The 1229-nt window shown below is 52.9% G+C and carries 1 protein-coding gene and 1 pseudogene; both read right to left on the bottom strand.

The window, feature by feature from the left end:
• Window positions 1-605, bottom strand: a 605-nt coding sequence (locus tag D5S03_RS05490; RefSeq protein WP_287042933.1) for an OmpA/MotB family protein, incomplete at its 3' end; no start/stop codon positions are given.
• A gap of 437 nt (window positions 606-1042) precedes the next feature.
• Window positions 1043-1229: pseudogene (locus tag D5S03_RS05495) on the bottom strand (4Fe-4S dicluster domain-containing protein); the annotation flags it as partial.

Genomic DNA, 1229 nt, shown 5'->3' on the forward strand with positions numbered 1-1229 from the left:
ACCTGGGGACGCGGAGTGCCGTGTCCCTGGATGACCAGGTTTTCCTGCCTGAGTCCCCTGGACCGGGTAAGTTCTTCCCCGATACGAGCAGCGCGCATGGCCGAGATTTCAAAGATACTGCGGTCCCCCTGTACACTGTTTTCCCTGCTGTCGGTAAAACCCGCCACCTTGACCTGTCCCTGGGCCAGGGAAACAATCTCGGCGATCTGCTGCAGATATTTATTAGACTCAGGGTTCAGGTCTGCACTGCCGGGGCTGAAAAAAACCTCCCCGAACAGGGAAATGAGTACGCTGCCCTGCTCGGTCATTTTGACGCTTACCGGAGCTCCGGGCGTACTCAGCTTTTCCCTGGCCTGGGTGTAAAGGCCCTGCAGCTGCAGGCTGCTGCTTTGATTCTGCACTGCCTGGTTCCAGTGACCGTCCTGGTTTACCGGCACCCGGACCAGTGTCTCCCGGGTATGAAAGACAAAAAGAACCAGGAAGAGTATGAACATGACCAGCATAAGATCCGACCAGGGCACAGCCCAGGAACTTTTGCCGGCCTGGTTTTCCTCTGCACCGGGCAGGCTGAAAAGAGAGATATGGGCGTCATTATTTTGATGCATGGATGTTCCCTGTATTTTGCATAACTACCTGTATCTGTTTTATATATCCTGGCCGCGCCGGATCCGGGCGGCAAATTTTTGCCGGACAGTCATTTATTAGCAAAATGCGGACCAGGGATGAGACGTGGGCATTGTTATTTTGATCGGGGTCGGAATAGGTATCGGGGTCGGAGTCGAAATCAAAGGAGAGGTCAAGTACCGGCCAGGGGGACAGTCCCCTGGCCTATGGCTGGATGATGCACTGATATGTCAGCATCTTAGGCAGTAAGTAGAAATAATCTTTACAAAAGCATTGGCTTTTCGTTTTGTGCAGAAGCCGACGGCATAGAGTGGGGTTTAAAATTCTTCTTTTGGACGCGGAGCGTCCGAAGATTGTTCCCACGCGGAGCGTGGGAACAATAAGGCAACGTATAGATTATTATTACTTATTTCCTTTATCAAGTGGTGGGGCATTCCGGGCATATTATGTGCTGACGCACCAGTTCGTAGGCTTTCTGCGCTTCCGGGGTCTTAACCTTGTCCAGGTCTTTATGGTCAACCAGCATCAAAGCATCACAGGGGCACATGGGAGCGCAGGCCGGTCCCAGGCCTCCACGGTCCAGGCAGAGATTGCACTTGGTTATA

The sequence above is a fragment of the Desulfonatronospira sp. MSAO_Bac3 genome, from assembly GCF_003838035.1.
Taxonomy (GTDB): domain Bacteria; phylum Desulfobacterota; class Desulfovibrionia; order Desulfovibrionales; family Desulfonatronovibrionaceae; genus Desulfonatronospira; species Desulfonatronospira thiodismutans.